Below are 16,844 nucleotides of genomic sequence, written 5' to 3' on the forward strand. Positions count from 1 at the left end.
TTATGCAGAACCGAACCGTGCAGAAGAGTGAAATCCGAAACTACGTGCTGGAGATTATCGCTGGGAAAATAAAAAAGCTGGAAGACTTTATTGAGTTTACCATTGATGCAAGCCGCGATATTAAGAAAACACCGAAATACGATTCTATTCGGGAGGAAATACAGGAAGAAATCTACCAAATGCAGCGCCAGCTAGGCTCCCTGAATGACCTGCAGCGTCATATGGTGAAAGTGCTGAACGCGCCTACAGACACAGTTCAACTGGGATCGATGGTTTTTACGAATAAAGCCCGTTTCTATATCTCTGTTTCGCTGGGTGAATTTTTTTATGAAGGTGACCGGTTTTATGCGATTTCAGAACAAAGCCCTATGGCGCAAGTGATGTTCGGGAAAGTTGCCGGCGATTCTTTTGTACTCAATAACATCAGTCAAACCATCCAAAATGTCATGTGATAATGGATAAAGCAGCAGTCCTAAAAGAGATTATAGAAAACCGCAGGAGTATATTTCCTAAGGATTATTCCGATGAAAAAATTGATGATGATGTTTTAACGGAAATCCTGCGTTCTGCAGCGTTTGCCCCAAACCATAAACGCACCAAGCCCTGGCGTCTGAAAGTTTTCAAAGGCGAGGATAAATTACAATTGGGTGCGGAAATGGCGGAAATCTATAAACGTACCACGGCAGCGCCACTTTTTCTCGAAAAAAAATACCTCAGCATCTCCGAAAAGGCTGTCAAGGCAGATACTATCATTACAATTTCAGTCAACTTCAGCGGATTGGTGCCCGAGTGGGAAGAAATTGCCGCCACCGCCATGGCCGTACAGAATATGTATCTAACGGCTTCCGCACACGGCATCGGTTGCTATTGGAGTACGCCCGGCCTAATAAAACATTTGGATGCCTTCCTGGGACTACCCGAAAATCAAAGATGTTACGGGCTTTTCTTCCTTGGTAAGTGTGCAAATCAATAAAAAAATCTTTCAGGGTTGCTGAAAGATTTTTTTTGCATTCGAGGCGCGAGCGAAGCGAGCGTCAAAAGAGTCTTGCTTAATTATCCGTTAAGCAGTATTGCGGCTTCTTTGGCCGCGTAAGTGAAGATCATATCAGCACCGGCCCGCTTTATGCACGTCAGGCTTTCGATAACCGCTTTGTCATTGTCCAGCCAGCCGTTTTGTGTCGCCGCTTTTAGCATCGCATATTCACCACTTACATTATATACGGCGATCGGCAGGTCAATTGCTTCACGCACTTTTGATACGATATCTAAATAAGGCAAGCCTGGTTTTATCATGATGATGTCGGCACCCTCAGCCACATCTTTATAGACTTCATCCAAAGCTTCGCGCGAGTTATGGAAATCCATTTGATATGTTTTTTTGTCTTTCGGAATATCCGTGTTTTCTTTGGGAGCAGAATCAAGCGCGCTGCGGAATGGGCCGTAAAAGGAACTTGCATATTTTGCCGCATAGCTCAAGATGGCTACATCGGTGAACCCATTTTCCTCTAAACCTGCGCGGATGGCTGCAACGCGGCCGTCCATCATGTCACTGGGCGCCATCACATCGGCCCCTGCTTCCGCTAGTGATATCGCCATTTTAACCAATGCTTCATTGGTAGCGTCGTTGTCTATTTTACCGTTTGTAATAATGCCGTCATGTCCGTACACAGAGTAGGGGTCTAGCGCTACATCGGGCATTACTATCATTTCAGGGACTGCGTCTTTTATCGCTTTGATGGTGTTCTGCATCAACCCGTTTTTGTTCCATGCTTCTGTTCCTTTATTGTCTTTCAGATTTTCAGAGACTTTCATGTAAAGATTTACACCCCTTATCCCTAAAGAGAACAACTCTTTACATTCTTTCACCGTAAGATCAATGCTCCTGCGGAAAATGCCCGGCATCGAGGGGATGGGTTCTTGCAGATTTTCGCCTTCCATAACGAAGATCGGCATTACAAAATCGTTGGTCGTAAGTATGGTTTCCTGTACCAATGCACGTATTGAGGCATTGGTACGGAGTCTGCGGTTGCGGGACGGTATAATCATTTTCTTTTGGAATAAATTTTGAATTTATACTGCAAATTTAACCATTGTTTTATGAAAAAACGGTGGTAGATAAATTACGTTTCCTTACTTTTGTGAGCATATTATAAATATAAAGTTTTATAAGGTGAAAAATTTACTGTCTTCTATTATATTTTTTGGCATGTTGGTCTTGTTTTCTGCGGACCTTTCCGCGCAGGTCAGCCGAGAGCCTTTTGCTGCGGCACAAAAGTCTGATGACGGCGTGTTGGTGGCATATCCTAATCCTGCCCGTGATTTTATTATTGTAAAGTCTAAGGACGCTTCACTGAAAATCAAATCAGTTACATTTTATTCAATCCTAGGCATGCAGGTGGCGGAATATGCGGTGAATATGAACTCGGGTGAGATTCGGCTTGATAAGCTTCGCCCTGGTAAATACCTGATGAGATACACCCTGAGCGATAATACGCAGAAAGTGACCCAAATTGTAAAACATTAAATCATCCCTGGCCATCAGGGATTTTTTTTGAAATCATCTGTGGCAGTACTTTTGAAGCATCATATAATAATCAGTAATTTTGTTCTATGGAAAGCAGGGAAAAAATTGTCATCATCGGCGGCGGATTTGCAGGTCTTCATCTCGCAAAGAAACTTAACAACAAGAATAAGAAAGTCTTTGTTCTCGATAAGGTGAATCACCACATGTTTCAGCCGTTATTCTATCAGGTGGCCTGTGGCCGTATTGAGCCAAGTAACATTTCATTCCCTTTCCGGAAAATCTTTCAGCGCTCGCGCAACATCCAGTACCGCATGATTGAAGTGGAGAGGATCTTGCCTGAACAGAACAAAGTCATCACCTGCGATGCGGAAATCACCTATGACAAACTCGTAATTGCCACCGGCTGCAAAACAAATTTCTTCGGAAATGAAAAGATGGAGCATCTGACTTTCGGAATGAAAAATACACAGGAAGCCATTGCCATCAGAAACCATATACTGCTGACTTTTGAAAAACTTATAATTCAGAAGAAACGCAGCGATGACGGTAACTGGAATATCGTTATCGTAGGAAGCGGACCTACAGGTGTAGAACTTGCCGGTGCCTTTGCTGAAATGAAAAGTGAGATCCTGCCGCGCGATTATCCCCATATGAATTTTCAGGAACTGAATATCATCCTTATTTCTTCAACACCTACCTCATTGAGCATGATGAGTGAAGAATCCCAGGCCATGTCTGAAAAATACCTGAAAGAACTCGGTGTCATCTTCCTGAAGGATGAGTTGGTTACTGATTATGATGGGGATAAAGTTTATATGAAAAGCGGTAAAACAATCGCTTCAAATAACGTGATCTGGGCAGCCGGCGTTACCGGCAACATCATTGAAGGGCTGAACCCGGATGTGATGATCAGAAACCGGTACAAAACCGATCGCTATAACCGCGTGTTGGGATACGATAATATTTTTGCAATTGGTGATATCGCCTATATGGAAACACCGAAATATCCGATGGGGCATCCTCAGGTAGCCAATGTAGCCATTAATCAAGGTAAAAATGTAGGCAGAAACTTCCTTAAAAAAGATATAAAAGACTGGAGGGAGTATGAATATGTAGACCAAGGCAGCATGGCCACCATTGGCAAGCACCGTGCGGTGGTTGATTTGCCGAACTTTAAGTTTCAGGGCTTCCTCGCATGGTATTTCTGGATGTTCCTTCACCTGATGCTCATCCTCTCCGTAAGAAATAAAGTGGCGATCTTCTTTAACTGGATGTGGAGCTACCTCAACAAAGACTCCTCACTCCGCCTGATCATCATACCAAATAAAAAGAACCGAACCGAACAATGAGAATAGACATTATCAGTGTATTACCGGAGCTTATGGAAAGCCCGTTCCGGACATCAATTTTAAAAAGGGCTTCAGATAAAGGCCTCGCAGAAGTTCATTTTCATTCTTTAAGAGCATACGGTTTAGGGAAATACCGCCAGATTGATGATGCACCTTATGGCGGCTCCGCAGGCATGGTGATGATGGTAGAACCGTTGGACCGCTGCATATCAGAGCTAAAGGCCCAACGGCAGTATGATGAGGTCATTTACCTCACGCCAGACGGAGAAACCCTGAATCAGAAAATAGCCAATACACTTTCCACCAAAAAAAACCTCCTGTTTCTTTGTGGCCATTATAAAGGTATTGACCAGCGCGTGCGCGAACTGCATATCACCAAAGAAATCTCTATCGGCGATTATGTGCTGACCGGTGGCGAACTCGCGGCCTGTGTGCTCGCAGATGCCGTTATCCGCTTGTTGCCGGGCGTACTGAATGATGAGCAAAGTGCGCTTACCGACAGTTTTCAGGATGGTTTACTTTCGCCCCCCGTATATACCCGCCCTGCTGAATATAAAGGTCTGAAGGTGCCTGAAGTACTCCTCAGCGGAAATTTTAGTAAAATAGAAGACTGGCTGCACGATGAAGCCCTAAAAATTACCCAGACCAAACGACCTGATCTTTTACAGTAACGCACTCATAACCGTTATTTTTAAGTAAATTTGTAAATCAAAGGCAATAGTCTGGTGAATGGCAGTAAACGCACAGATGAAATCATCGCTTTCTATAATGTGGAAAATCTTTTCCCGCCGGATCCACCTGTGATGCATTATTTAGATCCAACGCCATCAGGACTGAAAAACTGGGATGAGAGGAAATACCAGGTCAAACTGCGCAAAATCGCTGAAGTCTTCCACTTAATCAGTTTGCACAAAGGCCAGTCACCACTTTTCATCGGTTTATCCGAAATACAGGGCGAGCAACCATTACAGGATTTACTGGCGAAGGATGTTTTTAAGGAATATGCATTTGTGCGGAACGGTAATTTAGACAGGCGTGGCATGGGCGTATATTTACTTTATCAGAAGAAAAGGATACAACTTATTTCCTCCGAAACATTAGATTTGGCCGTTGGTTTTGAAGTTGATACTTCAGAAGAAATAAGTGCAAGGAGTATATTGAAATGTAAATTTTTGTTAGACTCGGCCGTTTTTAATGTGTTGTTGCTGCATTTGCCTTCCCAACGGGATAATAATGTCAAAATAAAACTAAGGACACACATTTTGAAGGCGCTGAAGGAAGAAATAACGAAGATTGACAAGGAAGAAGCGGTGATCATGATGGGCGACTTCAACGTAAATCCTGATGATGAAGATATCGCAGCGCTGTTTTACCAGAACCAGAACAGGCGGTGCTTCAACAACCCGTTCTTGCCATTATATACGGCACGGCAGTTTTCGGCTTATCATCAGCGTGGCGGGCTTTTGTTCGATCAGATCATGTTTTCGGAGGAATTTTATGACAACCGTTTTCCGATGCAGTTTTCCGGCGGAGAAGTCTTTAGTCATCCACGTTTACGCGCTGCTGGCAGAAAATTTGCAGCACGGCCCGCAAGAACTTACGCAGGCACGCGATATATAGGCGGATACAGCGATCATTTTCCCGTATTGGCCTCATTTATTAGAAATTAAAATAACAATAGTCAGATATGAAAAGTGCAACCAATGCAAGCTATCACTTGGATGCTGTGGATAAAGAGATCATCTATATGCTGATGGATAATGCCAAAACTTCCTTGGCCCACATTTCAAAAAACGTCGGCATATCTACGACGGCCGTACACCAACGCATAAAAAAATTAGAGCAGGCTGGGGTAATCGAAAACTCCATCTCATTCCTTAATCCACGTAAGATTGGCTACAAAGTAGTATCTTACATCGGTGTCTTTCTTGAGCAGCCAAGTCATTATCATGATGCCGTGAAGGCCCTTAAGGAAGTGAATGAAGTGGTGGAAGCACATTATACCACCGGCAATTATACGATCTTCCTTAAAGTGCTTTGCCGCGATAATGATCATTTGATGCAGATTTTAAACAAGCTGCAAAAACTGAAAGGTGTGACCAGGACTGAAACCTTCATCTCGCTCGAACAAAGCATCAACCGACAACTGAAAGTTTAATAACATGAATATTACTGCATTTTTAGATTCCACCTACCTCAAAACGCCGGCACAGGCAGGCATCAGCGAAGAGGAAACACTTAAGAAAGTATATGAACTGACCGATGAAGCCATCGAAAACAATTTTTTTGAAGTGATGATCCGGCCAGATTACGTTAAAGAGATCAAAAATTATCTCACTTTAAAAAAATCTGGAGTGAAAGTAGGAACGGTCATAGGTTTTCATGAAGGCACAGCCAGCACCGCTGAAAAACTCGCGGAAGCTGAGAAAGCCATTGTCGATGGCGTAGATGAGCTTGATTATGTCATTAATTACGAAGCATACAAAGCCGGAAAAAGCGATTTGGTAAAAGATGAATTCGTAGCGGGTACCAAACTGGCCCTCGAAAACGCGAAAGTCGTAAAATGGATCATCGAAATCGCCGCGCTTACTGATGAGCAGATCGTTTCGATTACAAAAGACATCCGTCAGTGGGCCGAAGAAAATTTTGATGAAGATCAACTTCCGAATATTTTCGTGAAATCATCCACAGGGTTTTATCCCACCGAAAATGGCAAGCCCAACGGTGCCACTTTCGAAGGTATTGAACTGATGATTCAAAACGCTGGTAAACTTCCGGTAAAAGCAGCCGGCGGCGTAAAATCGCCCGAAGACGCACAGAAAATGATCGAGATGGGCGTGAAGAGAATCGGGACCTCATCTGCGCTTTCACTTATCTCAAACAAAGAAATTACCGGTGGATACTAACCGTTCTACAGTATAAAATAAAAATCAGGAAATCGTGCCCAGGGCACGGTTTTTTGTTTTCTATACGTTATTTTTGCAACGATGGCGAAAAAATCAGGCAAAAGGAAATCTACCAAAAAAATCCACCAGAAGAGGCGCAAGAGATTTATGTGGCGCCGTGGTATATTGCTTGCGATTCTGCTACTGGCATTGGTAGGAAGTGGTTTCTACCTGAAACAGAAGATCGGGTTTTATTATGCCATGTATTTCAATAGATTCGAGCATAAAAGCCTTACCAATACCGAGTTTGAGGAAAAACGCATCAACCGTATCATTACCGAATATTCCGATAAAACCTTTGGTATTGATATGTCCCACTATCAGCGGAGAGAAGACATCCAGTGGGACAGCCTCAGCATCGCGAACCGTGCCATCCCGATTCAGTTTGTCATTTTAAGAGCCACGATGGGCAACCGCAGTGCTGACAGACATTTCGATGAATTCTGGCAGCTCGCGAAAAAACATAATCTCATCCGCGGTGCCTATCATTTTTACCGTGCTGACGAAGATCCGGTGCGCCAGGCCAATAATTTCCTGGAAAATGTGAAACTGGAAGAAGGTGATTTGCCGCCGGTTTTAGATATTGAAAAAATTCCCAGACGCAAATCGAACGCGAAACTCGTCGAAGACCTGAAAATTTGGTGCCGGATCGTTGAGGAGGCGTATGGCGAGAAACCCATCATCTACACCTATTATCATTATTACAATGATTTCCTGAAAGGCGAATTTGACGATTATCCTCTTTGGCTCGCCAATTATAACGATGTTTTGGTGCCCTCACCTGATGATCCGTGGCAAATCTGGCAGTTTACAGAGAAAGGCATCGTACACGGCATCAATACCAAAGTGGACGTTAATGTGTACAACGGCAGCCTTTGGTCACTAAGGCGGCTCACGCTCGATTAAACCTTCCGCGGGTGCCGTTAAAATGTCGTATTTTCGCGCCAGCAAATTCAACATCTCAAAAATCCAAGACCGTGAATTACGTTTCAGCTGAAAACCTTACCAAGTCGTACGGACTGAAGGTTCTGTTCAAAAATATTTCCTTTAATGTAAATGAAGGCGATAAAATCGCTATCGTAGCCAAAAACGGCAGCGGAAAATCGACCTTGCTGAAGATCCTGATGGGGAAAGAAATTGCGGATGCTGGGACTGTCGTCATTAATAAAGACATTCAGGTCGTTCTCTTTGATCAGGAAATTGAGTTTGATCCATCGCTTTCCGTAGAAGAATTCATGATGACGCTGGATTCGCCGCCGATCTTGGCTGTAAAGAAATATCACCACGCACTGCACACCGAAGATCCTGATGATATGGATAAAGCCCTGGCCGAAATGGAACTGCACAAAGCCTGGGATCTTGAGAATGAGATGAAACAGATTCTCTCGCAGCTGAAAATCACCGATCTTGATGCCAAAATGGGAACACTTTCCGGCGGGCAGATCAAAAGGGTAGCATTGGCGAAACTTTTGACGGAGACGCGCGCCGAGCACCGACACATCCTCTTAATCATGGATGAGCCTACCAACCACCTCGATGTTGAAATGGTAGAGTGGCTCGAAAATTATCTTTCGAAAGCGAAAATTACGCTGTTGCTGGTGACGCACGACCGTTATTTTCTTGATTCTGTGTGTGATATCATTTGGGAGATGGAAGACCAGAATCTCTATGTTCACAATGGCAGCTACGCAACTTACCTTGAAAATAAGGTCATCCGCGAAGAAAATTTGAATTCTACAATTGATAAAGCTCAGAATCTTTACCGCAAAGAACTCGAATGGATGCGCCGTCAGCCGAAAGCGCGCACCACCAAATCGAAATCGAGGATTGGCGATTTCTATGAGACCGAAAAAGTAGCCAAACAGGATACCAGGAAGCAGAATCTGGAACTCGATTTTGAGATGAAACGCTTAGGCAAGAAAATCCTGGAGCTTAAAAATATCGATAAAAGTTTCGGTTCAAAGGTTTTGCTTAAAGATTTCAGCTATCAGTTTCAGCGCGGCGAAAAAGTAGGGATTGTAGGGCAGAATGGAACCGGAAAATCTACATTATTGAATATTATCCAGGGACTTGAGCCTTACGATAATGGCGAAATAGAAACCGGCGAAACCATCAAATTCGGTTATTTTTCGCAGAAGGGGCTCACCTACAAAGAAGACGAACGCGTGATTGATTTCATCAGGGAAATCGGTGAAAACTTTCCGCTGGCAAACGGCCGCACCATTTCGGCTTCGCAGTTTTTAAGGCTTTTCCTGTTCGATGACCAAACGCAATATTCGCCCATCTCGAAACTTTCAGGTGGCGAAAAACGCCGTCTGCACCTGATGTACGTGCTTTATCAGAACCCGAACTTCCTCATTTTCGATGAACCGACGAATGACCTAGACCTTCCGACTTTGACGGTACTCGAGAATTTCCTGCTACAGTTTCAGGGTTCGCTGATCATCGTATCGCACGACCGCTATTTTATGGATAGAATTGTGGATCACGTGCTGGCCTTCGAAGGCGACGGAAAAATCCGTGGATTTGTGGGCAATTTCTCTGAGTATCGCGAAACGTGCAGCCAGGAATTGAGCAAGAAAAGTGCGGTGGCCGAAGCGAAACCGAAAGTTGAAACGCCTGCGCCGAAAGCTGAAACTGCAAAACCTGTTCAGAAGAAACTCAGTTTCAAAGAGCAGCGCGAACTTGAAACCATTGAAAAAGAGATGCCGAAACTCGAATCTCAGCGGGCAGAGATTCTCGAAAAACTCAATAACGAAACCGATTACGAGAAGATTTCTGTGCTTTCGGCGGAGCTTCAGAGAATCGGCGATGAACTAGAAATGATGGAGCTTCGCTGGCTGGAACTTCAGGATTAATAAAACAGACAATTTCATAATGGCAGAAAATCAAAAACTTGAAGCGAAATACGGCCTGTTTACCGCCATCTCGATGGTGGTAGGCCAAGTGATAGGCTCAGGAATATTTTTTAAGGTAGATGACGTGTTGCTTTCCACGCAGGGCAATATATTAGCAGGACTTATCGGTTTTGTCGTGGTGGGCATCAGCGTGGTTTTCGGGGCGATTTCGATGGCAAATTATGCTGAACTGCTGCCAAAAGACGGCGGAATCTTGAATTACGTTAATTACCGTTTCGGCGAAAACGCCGGTTATTTCGTGGGTTGGATGTACCTGAGTCTTTTCTATCCGGTGCTTACGGCTGTACTTTTCACGGTTTCAGGGATTTATATTGCGCATCTTTGTGCGGAGTTTATGCATTTTGAGCCTACCAGCCTCCATTTTTTACTGATCGGTTTTGTGAATCTGCTGATATTTTTTGTATTTAATATTTTCAGGCCCAGAAGCAGCGGAATTTTTCAGCAGCTGACCACCGTTCTGAAGGTCTTGCCGCTTATTTTAATTGCTTCAATGGGGATTTTAAGTCTTGTAAAAGGCGATGTCGAAGAGCAGAATACTTTTGCTTATGCCGCTAGGAATGTGGCTGAAAATCAAACACTTTTAATGCTGATTGCGGCCAGTTTCATCCCGATTTCGTTCGCGTTCGACGGTTGGTACATCGCGACGCAAATTTCTGGAGAGATTAAAAATTCTAGGAAAAATCTGCCAAAAGCGTTGATTATCGGTACGTTAGCGGTGATGGTGATTTATATTTCTTACTATATGGGAATCGTCTTCGGAATGAGCGGCGATGAAATCATCAGGCTGAAAGACACCTATATCACCGAATTTTCACGAAAGATTTTTGCTGACAGTGGCGCGCTGATCATGCAACTATTCATCATCGTGTCGGTTTTGGGAACGTCAAACGGCTTGTTGCTGGCGATGATTCGTGTGCCTTATCAATTTGCGGGTTTACCGAAAGCCAAACAGTTTCTGAAACTCAATGTGGTAGATACGAAAACAAAAATGCCGGTGAACAGTGCGTTTCTTGGGCTTGGGTTGGTGATTTTCTATTTACTTGCGTATTATTTTACAAGCACGGAAAAGTTTTTTACAGAACAGAATTTCGATTTATCGGCGATCCGATCGTATTCATTTACATGGTAAACGGCGCGCTGTTTATCGGTCTGTTCAGTTTGCTTAAAAAAGGAGTGTTTTCCGGAAACGCTTTACTTAAAAGCATGATGGCGGTCATCGCGATATTTGGGATCACGATTGTATTGTTGGGGACCGCGCTTTCACCGAATGGTGTCGCTTATTTTATTATCAGCGTCGGTTATCTGGGCATAGGATTTTTATTCAAAAAGAAATAACACCGCTATTTCGACACCCGGTGCCACCAAATAATGAAGCCCGTGACGGGCAGCATGCAGCCGATTAACGTGACGATGAAATAAAGGATAATACTCGGCAATCCCATGATTTCGCCGGTGTGGAGCGGCTTGGCCAACGCAGTGAACTGTTTATCAAGTGGTTTGTCGAGGAAAATGTCCTTGGTTTTGAACGCGCCTGCTTTATCGAAGGTTATCTCATCGGGTAGTTGCAGGCTGTACCAATGTTGCGCGTTCACTTTCCTTACTGTATAGCGCGGGTTTTCTGCGTTCGGAAGTTCAAGTACGGTGTTTCCGTTGTAATCAAGGTGCTCATCAGCCGTTTTTAGTATCGCATTCAAGGAGACCGGTTGTTCGGTGGTTTCCTTTTTTTCCTGCTGACGATCCATCATATCACCCATCAGATTTGCAAATGTATCATCGTTTTCATTCGTTAGGGAAGTTTGAATCGACTCTCCGCCCAGCGATATGATGACCGCATTTTTCACCCACGGGTAAGTAACATAAATGCCAGTGACGGCGATGAAAAACAGCAGCGGAATGGCATAGAAACCCAAAACATTGTGCAGATCATGGTTCAGGCGGAAGAACTTTGATTTTAATTTTACGGTCAGGCCTTGTTTTAAATATTTCAGTTTTCGTGGTAACCAAAGTACAAATCCGGAGAAAAGTAAAACCAAAAACATCAATACCGAAGCGCCACCAATTTGCCTGCCCACATCGCCCAGCATTAGATTGCGGTGGAGATCAAGAATCACCTCAAAAAATGAGTTCAGGCCTGCATCCGCGGAGCCCAGCTTATCGCCGGTGTAGGGATTGATGAACGTGCTGTGATTGGCCGTTCCCTCGTTATAAGAAACCATCCAGCTTCGGTTTCCGGCTGGCATTGTGAGGGACGTGAGTTCTTTGCCTTCTTTTTTAAATATCCCGGAAACGGCGTCCGGATTCAATTTAGGCTGATCCGATAATGAAACGAAAATCTTATCATAATTGTAAAGATCGATGATTTGGTTTTTAAAGGCATAAATACTGCCCGAAAGACAAAGTACCAAAATGACAACCGAAGAGAGCAGTCCGAGCCAAAGGTGCAGAAATCCCATGAAGTATTTGAAGAAAGACTCGTTCTTTTTCCTTTTTCTGAGGAAAAGCCGTGCGGCGGATTTTTTCTTAGCCATTAGAAGACAGACTTTATAAAATTTAAAAAAAGCACCGGAAAATTGCGCTTCCGATGCTTTAAAAAAATGTATTAACAGGAAGACAGTTCTTTATTCTCTGCCTTTGAATTGCTGGTCTTTTACGATTTCCAGATATTTGGCGTTCTGCTCAGGCGTAAGCACTGTTTTTACGGCTTCTTTTCTTTGGTTGTCGAACTTTGTCCAATATTCCTTTGCTAAATCAGTATTGCCATGGTACACATCATGTGCGTCAGAGAAAGCTTTTTCGAAAGCATTGTTCGCGGCGTTCAGCATATCGAACTGTTTCTCGTCGAGGGCAGCTTCTGTTTTGATTTTTGCCAAAAGCGCATCATTATAACGAGGTCTTTTGCGTGCCTTGCTTTCTACAAACTCATTGAATTTCTGCAGTTGCTCCGGGCTCAGGATGGCAGCCATCTCTTCGCTTTGGCTTTTGCGGAGTTCCTCTCCTTTAATGCCGAGTGCTACGCGGTCCATATTGCCTTGTGCTTTGGCATTCTCGTAGTTGTCCTGCTGCATTTTCTTGTATTTGGCCGTAATCTCATCGAACTGTTTTTCTTTAGCGTCATCAAGTTTCAGTTCGGTTTTGATTTCGGTGAAATCTATCGAACCTCTTTTCTGCTCTTTCTTGCATGAAACCAATGTTACTAAAGAAAGCGCTGCGGCCAGATAAAAATGGGTAAGTCTCATAGTTGTTTAATTTGATTGCAAATATATTATTTTTAATCGTTCTAAATTAAATTAAAATAAATAATTTAACTGTACGGCAAAATTTCTAGGATCGATTCTGTTCAAATAACCGCCGCGGTAGTATGAACTGTAGCCGATGGCATCGGTAAGGTTATTCGCGAACACTTTCACTTTCACATTTTTGTAGCGGTAACCGATCTGTGCGTTCACTGTGGTATAAGCATCCAGCATGAAAGGTTTAACGCCTGGCTGTGTATTGTGTACGATTGTTTTCTGCGTATATTCATTGATTGGTCTTTCGCCTACGTAATATACGCCTCCACCAAAGTGTAGTCCCGCGAGTGCGCCATCTTTCACGGTGTAGTTCAGCCAGCCGTTTGCGGTATGTTCAGCAGCCATCATAGGTCTGGAATCGTTTACGTAAGCCGGGCTGTTTTCGTAGAAAGCGTCGAGGTATGCATAACCTGCCATCACTTCAAGCTCTGGCAATAGTTTCCCGATGAGGTCAATTTCTACCCCACGTCTTTTCAGATCGCCCGCAAGGCCGTAAAGTCCTGTAGCATTACCTGCCTGATCGAGAATGGAGTAAGAAAGATTGTTCATGTCCATATCAAATAGGTTGATGTTGAAACGAAGTCTTTCATCAAACCAGTCCGATTTTACACCAGCTTCCCACTGCCGGGTAACAGAAGCGCCCACAGTACCACCTCCTTCTAAAGGATTTGAATTTCCTCGAAGGCTGGTTGTGGTGGTATATGAACCATAGATGTTAACGTTTTCTAGTGGAGAAACCATCACCCCGACTGACGGATCCCACGCATATTTCTGTCCGTCCTGAGAATCGCCGTTGAACTTGCTATAACGTACGCCCATAATGGCTTTTACGTATTTCCCAATGCTCATTACTTCCTGTGCCATTACTCCTATAGTTGCGCTTTTTGCCTGGGCGTTCGCGCCGAGATTTACCAAACGGCTAAGGTCAACCGAAGCAGGTAAGATGTTGCTGAATTGCTGTGTAACATCAATATTATCAACAAAAATGCTGTTTACCGCACGGTCAATTACGCCATTGGTCACAAGACCATATGCGTCGGTGGTGGTTGCAGACTCTTTCCAGTCGAAACCTATTTGGAAGGTGTGTTTTAATATTCCGGTCTGTACATCCTGTCCTACAAAATCGAACTGGAAAACCTTGCTATTATCTTCGCTGCTGCTTTTCGAAACGCTTCTTCTTCTTAAACCGTAATTAGTGATGTTCGGTGAACGTTGTACCAAAGACAGGCTGGCAACGGCTGATGATTCCAGATCTGTGTCGGACGACATGTACGCCGCACGTACCTTATAGAAATCACCGATCTTTCTTTCGATGTTTGTTGAAAAACTAAGGCTTTTGTTTCGGGTAACATCCGTATTAAAGCCTAAAAACTTTTCTTTCGGCATATCGTAGATGGCATTTACATCATCCGCGGCCAAGTTTACGGTTCCGCGATTCGGTGTGCGTTCGTCATCCATATAATCCATTTCAACTACGATTTCCGTTCTGGCGTCTGGTCGGTAAGCGATGGATGGGTTGATGTAGATTCTTTCTCCTTTTACGTAATCTGCGTAGGATTCATTATTCTGATAAGCTGCGTTAAAACGTACGGCTACTTTTCCGTTGGCATCCAGGACTCTCTGGAGATCCAGGGTAGGACGGTACATATTCCAGTTGCCGTAGCGGAAACCGATGTCACCTGCGTTATAGAAACGGGGCCTTTTAGTTACAAGGTTGATGACACCACCGGCCGCTCCTAACGCGGAACCGATACCTTGTGTGATCGCTGCGGAACCACGGATGACCTGTAAACTTTCTACACCCTGCATATCAGCCATCAGCGAACTTGTTCGGAAGTCAGAGTTCATCAGTACGCCGTTTTTAAGGGTAGGCGTACCTCGGTAGCCACGGATCGACATACTTTCCGCACCACCACCATAAGAACTGAAAAGTACTACACCCGGAATGTTTTTGGCGGCATCAGTGATGGTAAGCGCACCCATTTCCGAGATTGCTTTCGAGGAAATGATGGAGATGCTCTGGATTTGGTCGCGGGGTTTCAATGGTAATCTTGTAATGATTTCCAAACCTTTCTGCTGACGCTTTACATCACCAAATAATTCAATCTGTTCGATGTCGGAAACCTTCGCGGAGTCCTGAACCTGCTGTCCGTTCATTATTCCTACAGCTAAAAGAAACGCTGCACTGATGCTTACTTTCTTCATGTTTAATTTAATTTTCTGCAAATGTAGTATTTTTAATTATTCTAAATAAGGATAATTTATGACAAATGTCATATTTTTTTATTTGAAAAAAATTAATGTAAAAATCTTGGTTTTTCACGAAAGAGCAGTCAGTATATATAACCAGGTTCAGAAAAAATTAATATCTTTGCACACTTAATAATAAAACAGGGACGAGTTCCCACAAAACCAAACATTTATGTCAGTAAAAATTAGATTACAAAGACACGGTAAAAAAGGAAAACCTTTTTTCCACATCGTAGTTGCAGATGCCAGAGCAAAAAGAGATGGTAAATTCATCGAGAAATTGGGTACTTACAACCCAGTTACCAATCCTGCAATCATCGAACTGAACGTTGACTCCGCAGTAAAATGGCTTAACAACGGTGCCCAGCCTACCGATACTGCAAGAGCAATCCTTTCATACAAAGGCGTACTTTACAAAAAACACCTTTTGGGTGGTGTTGCTAAAGGTGCTTTTGACGAGGCTGAAGCTGAAAAAAGATTCAACACTTGGTTGGAAGGTAAAGAGCAGCAGGTTCTTGGTAAAAAAGACGGTCTGAAGAAAGCAAAAGAAGATGCTAAGAAAGCAGCGTTGGAAGCTGAGGCTAAAGTAAACCAAGCAAGAGTTGACGCTGCCGCTAAACTAGAAGCAGACGCTAAGGCTGCTGAAGAAGCTAAAATTGCTGAAGAAAAAGCCGCTGCTAACGCTGAAGCCGCTGAAAAATCAGCCGTAGAAAACGTAGCAGAAACTTTAGGTAACGTAGCCGCTGCAGTAAGCGGAGCTGTAGATGCAGTGAAAGAAACTGTTGCTGAGGTGACGGAGAAAATTGCTGATGCTGTAGCACCTAAAAAAGATGCTGAAGGCGACGAGGCAAAAGCCTAATTCCCAAGCACACATATTACAACAAAGGCGCTACTGTAGCGCCTTTGTTATTTTAAAATAAATATATTTGCACCCAATAAGGTCATACAGAATCCTACAATGAAAAAAGAAGACTGCTATTTTTTAGGGAAAATCACCCGCCGCCACGGCCTGCAAGGGAATGTTTTTTTGAAACTCGATACCGATCAGCCAGAGATGTATAATCGGCTAGAGTCCCTTTTTCTGGATATCAATGGCCTGCTGGTACCCTTTTTCATCGCCAAACAATCGTGGAGTAAAGGCGACACCCTCATCATTTCCTTCAAAAACGCCACCGAAGCACTCATCGAGCAGTCTCTGGGCAAAGACGCCTACCTGCCACTTTCCACACTGCCCAAGCTCACAGGCAACAAATTCTATTATCACGAAGTCATTGGCTACGAAATCCGTGAAGCCGACGGTAAAAGCTGTGGCAACATCGTTTCCGTGAACGACCAGACCGCGCAGCACTACTTCATACTCGATTTTGCAGGCAAAGAAATCATCGTCCCAATCATCAAAGATTGGATTATCGAACTCAATCGTGAAGAAAAATTCTTAAAAATGGATCTTCCAGAGGGGTTGATGGACGTGTTCTTGGTCCCATCAAAGAAAGACGAGTAGTTACAGGCCAGCCATCTGGGCGACAATTTCCGTCCTCCGTTCCCGCTTTTTCGCTTCATTCCATTAC

The 16,844-nt window shown here is 43.8% G+C and carries 18 protein-coding genes; 14 read left to right on the forward strand and 4 right to left on the reverse strand.

What is annotated here, in order from left to right:
* Positions 1-2 precede the first annotated feature (2 nt).
* Positions 3-452, forward strand: a complete 450-nt coding sequence (locus CO230_RS02600; RefSeq protein ID WP_122027174.1) for a hypothetical protein — start codon at positions 3-5, stop codon at positions 450-452.
* A 2-nt stretch (positions 453-454) separates the two neighbouring features.
* Positions 455-973, forward strand: a complete 519-nt coding sequence (locus CO230_RS02605; RefSeq protein WP_122027175.1) for a nitroreductase — start codon at positions 455-457, stop codon at positions 971-973.
* 80 nt (positions 974-1,053) lie between these two features.
* On the opposite strand, the gene hemB is transcribed toward CO230_RS02605, so the two are convergent.
* Positions 1,054-2,046 (reverse strand): porphobilinogen synthase, encoded by a 993-nt coding sequence (gene hemB, locus CO230_RS02610; protein WP_122027176.1) that lies wholly within the window; start codon positions 2,044-2,046, stop codon positions 1,054-1,056.
* A gap of 124 nt (positions 2,047-2,170) precedes the next feature.
* Here hemB and CO230_RS02615 point away from each other — a divergent pair, with 124 nt between their 5' ends.
* The 10 genes from CO230_RS02615 to CO230_RS02660 all read left to right on the forward strand — a co-directional run bounded on the left by CO230_RS02615 (position 2,171) and on the right by CO230_RS02660 (position 11,071).
* On the forward strand, positions 2,171-2,524 hold the full coding sequence (locus CO230_RS02615) for a T9SS type A sorting domain-containing protein (RefSeq protein WP_122027177.1): 354 nt from the start codon (positions 2,171-2,173) through the stop codon (positions 2,522-2,524).
* 86 nt (positions 2,525-2,610) lie between these two features.
* Positions 2,611-3,873, forward strand: coding sequence for an NAD(P)/FAD-dependent oxidoreductase (locus tag CO230_RS02620; protein ID WP_122027178.1), 1,263 nt, complete (start codon positions 2,611-2,613; stop codon positions 3,871-3,873).
* Positions 3,870-4,544, forward strand: coding sequence for a tRNA (guanosine(37)-N1)-methyltransferase TrmD (gene trmD, locus CO230_RS02625; RefSeq protein ID WP_122027179.1), 675 nt, complete (start codon positions 3,870-3,872; stop codon positions 4,542-4,544). The genes CO230_RS02620 and trmD overlap by 4 nt, the downstream gene beginning before the upstream one ends.
* A 54-nt stretch (positions 4,545-4,598) precedes the next feature.
* Positions 4,599-5,543 carry an endonuclease gene (locus CO230_RS02630; protein WP_228438170.1) on the forward strand — a complete coding sequence of 315 codons (945 nt, stop codon included), beginning with the start codon at positions 4,599-4,601 and terminating at the stop codon, positions 5,541-5,543.
* Between the two features lie 17 nt (positions 5,544-5,560).
* On the forward strand, positions 5,561-6,031 hold the full coding sequence (locus CO230_RS02635) for an Lrp/AsnC ligand binding domain-containing protein (protein ID WP_122027181.1): 471 nt from the start codon (positions 5,561-5,563) through the stop codon (positions 6,029-6,031).
* 4 nt (positions 6,032-6,035) lie between these two features.
* Positions 6,036-6,779: a deoxyribose-phosphate aldolase gene (deoC, locus tag CO230_RS02640; protein WP_122027182.1), complete on the forward strand. Its 744-nt coding sequence runs from the start codon at positions 6,036-6,038 to the stop codon at positions 6,777-6,779.
* 81 nt (positions 6,780-6,860) lie between these two features.
* Positions 6,861-7,724, forward strand: a complete 864-nt coding sequence (locus CO230_RS02645) for a glycoside hydrolase family 25 protein (protein WP_162989961.1) — start codon at positions 6,861-6,863, stop codon at positions 7,722-7,724.
* Positions 7,725-7,795: 71 nt separating this feature from the next.
* Positions 7,796-9,676, forward strand: coding sequence for an ABC-F family ATP-binding cassette domain-containing protein (locus CO230_RS02650; protein WP_122027183.1), 1,881 nt, complete (start codon positions 7,796-7,798; stop codon positions 9,674-9,676).
* A 19-nt stretch (positions 9,677-9,695) separates the two neighbouring features.
* Positions 9,696-10,865 (forward strand): APC family permease, encoded by a 1,170-nt coding sequence (locus CO230_RS02655; protein ID WP_122027184.1) that lies wholly within the window; start codon positions 9,696-9,698, stop codon positions 10,863-10,865.
* Entirely contained in the window at positions 10,859-11,071 is a 213-nt protein-coding gene (locus CO230_RS02660; RefSeq protein WP_122027185.1) for a hypothetical protein, read from the forward strand. The genes CO230_RS02655 and CO230_RS02660 overlap by 7 nt, the downstream gene beginning before the upstream one ends.
* A gap of 5 nt (positions 11,072-11,076) precedes the next feature.
* Here CO230_RS02660 and CO230_RS02665 read toward each other — a convergent pair whose 3' ends face one another.
* The 3 genes from CO230_RS02665 to CO230_RS02675 all read right to left on the reverse strand — a co-directional run bounded on the left by CO230_RS02665 (position 11,077) and on the right by CO230_RS02675 (position 15,231).
* A complete protein-coding gene (locus CO230_RS02665; RefSeq protein WP_122027186.1) occupies positions 11,077-12,264 on the reverse strand; it encodes a PepSY-associated TM helix domain-containing protein in 1,188 nt (395 codons plus the stop codon).
* 90 nt (positions 12,265-12,354) lie between these two features.
* Entirely contained in the window at positions 12,355-12,972 is a 618-nt protein-coding gene (locus CO230_RS02670; protein WP_122027187.1) for a hypothetical protein, read from the reverse strand.
* A gap of 51 nt (positions 12,973-13,023) precedes the next feature.
* Positions 13,024-15,231 (reverse strand): TonB-dependent siderophore receptor, encoded by a 2,208-nt coding sequence (locus CO230_RS02675; protein WP_122027188.1) that lies wholly within the window; start codon positions 15,229-15,231, stop codon positions 13,024-13,026.
* Positions 15,232-15,448: 217 nt separating this feature from the next.
* On the opposite strand from CO230_RS02675, the gene CO230_RS02680 reads away from it, so the two are divergent.
* Positions 15,449-16,135 (forward strand): 30S ribosomal protein S16, encoded by a 687-nt coding sequence (locus tag CO230_RS02680; protein ID WP_122027189.1) that lies wholly within the window; start codon positions 15,449-15,451, stop codon positions 16,133-16,135.
* Positions 16,136-16,234: 99 nt separating this feature from the next.
* Positions 16,235-16,777: a ribosome maturation factor RimM gene (gene rimM / locus CO230_RS02685; RefSeq protein ID WP_122027190.1), complete on the forward strand. Its 543-nt coding sequence runs from the start codon at positions 16,235-16,237 to the stop codon at positions 16,775-16,777.
* Positions 16,778-16,844 lie beyond the last annotated feature (67 nt).

The organism is Chryseobacterium sp. 6424, assembly GCF_003692615.1.
Classification (GTDB): domain Bacteria; phylum Bacteroidota; class Bacteroidia; order Flavobacteriales; family Weeksellaceae; genus Kaistella.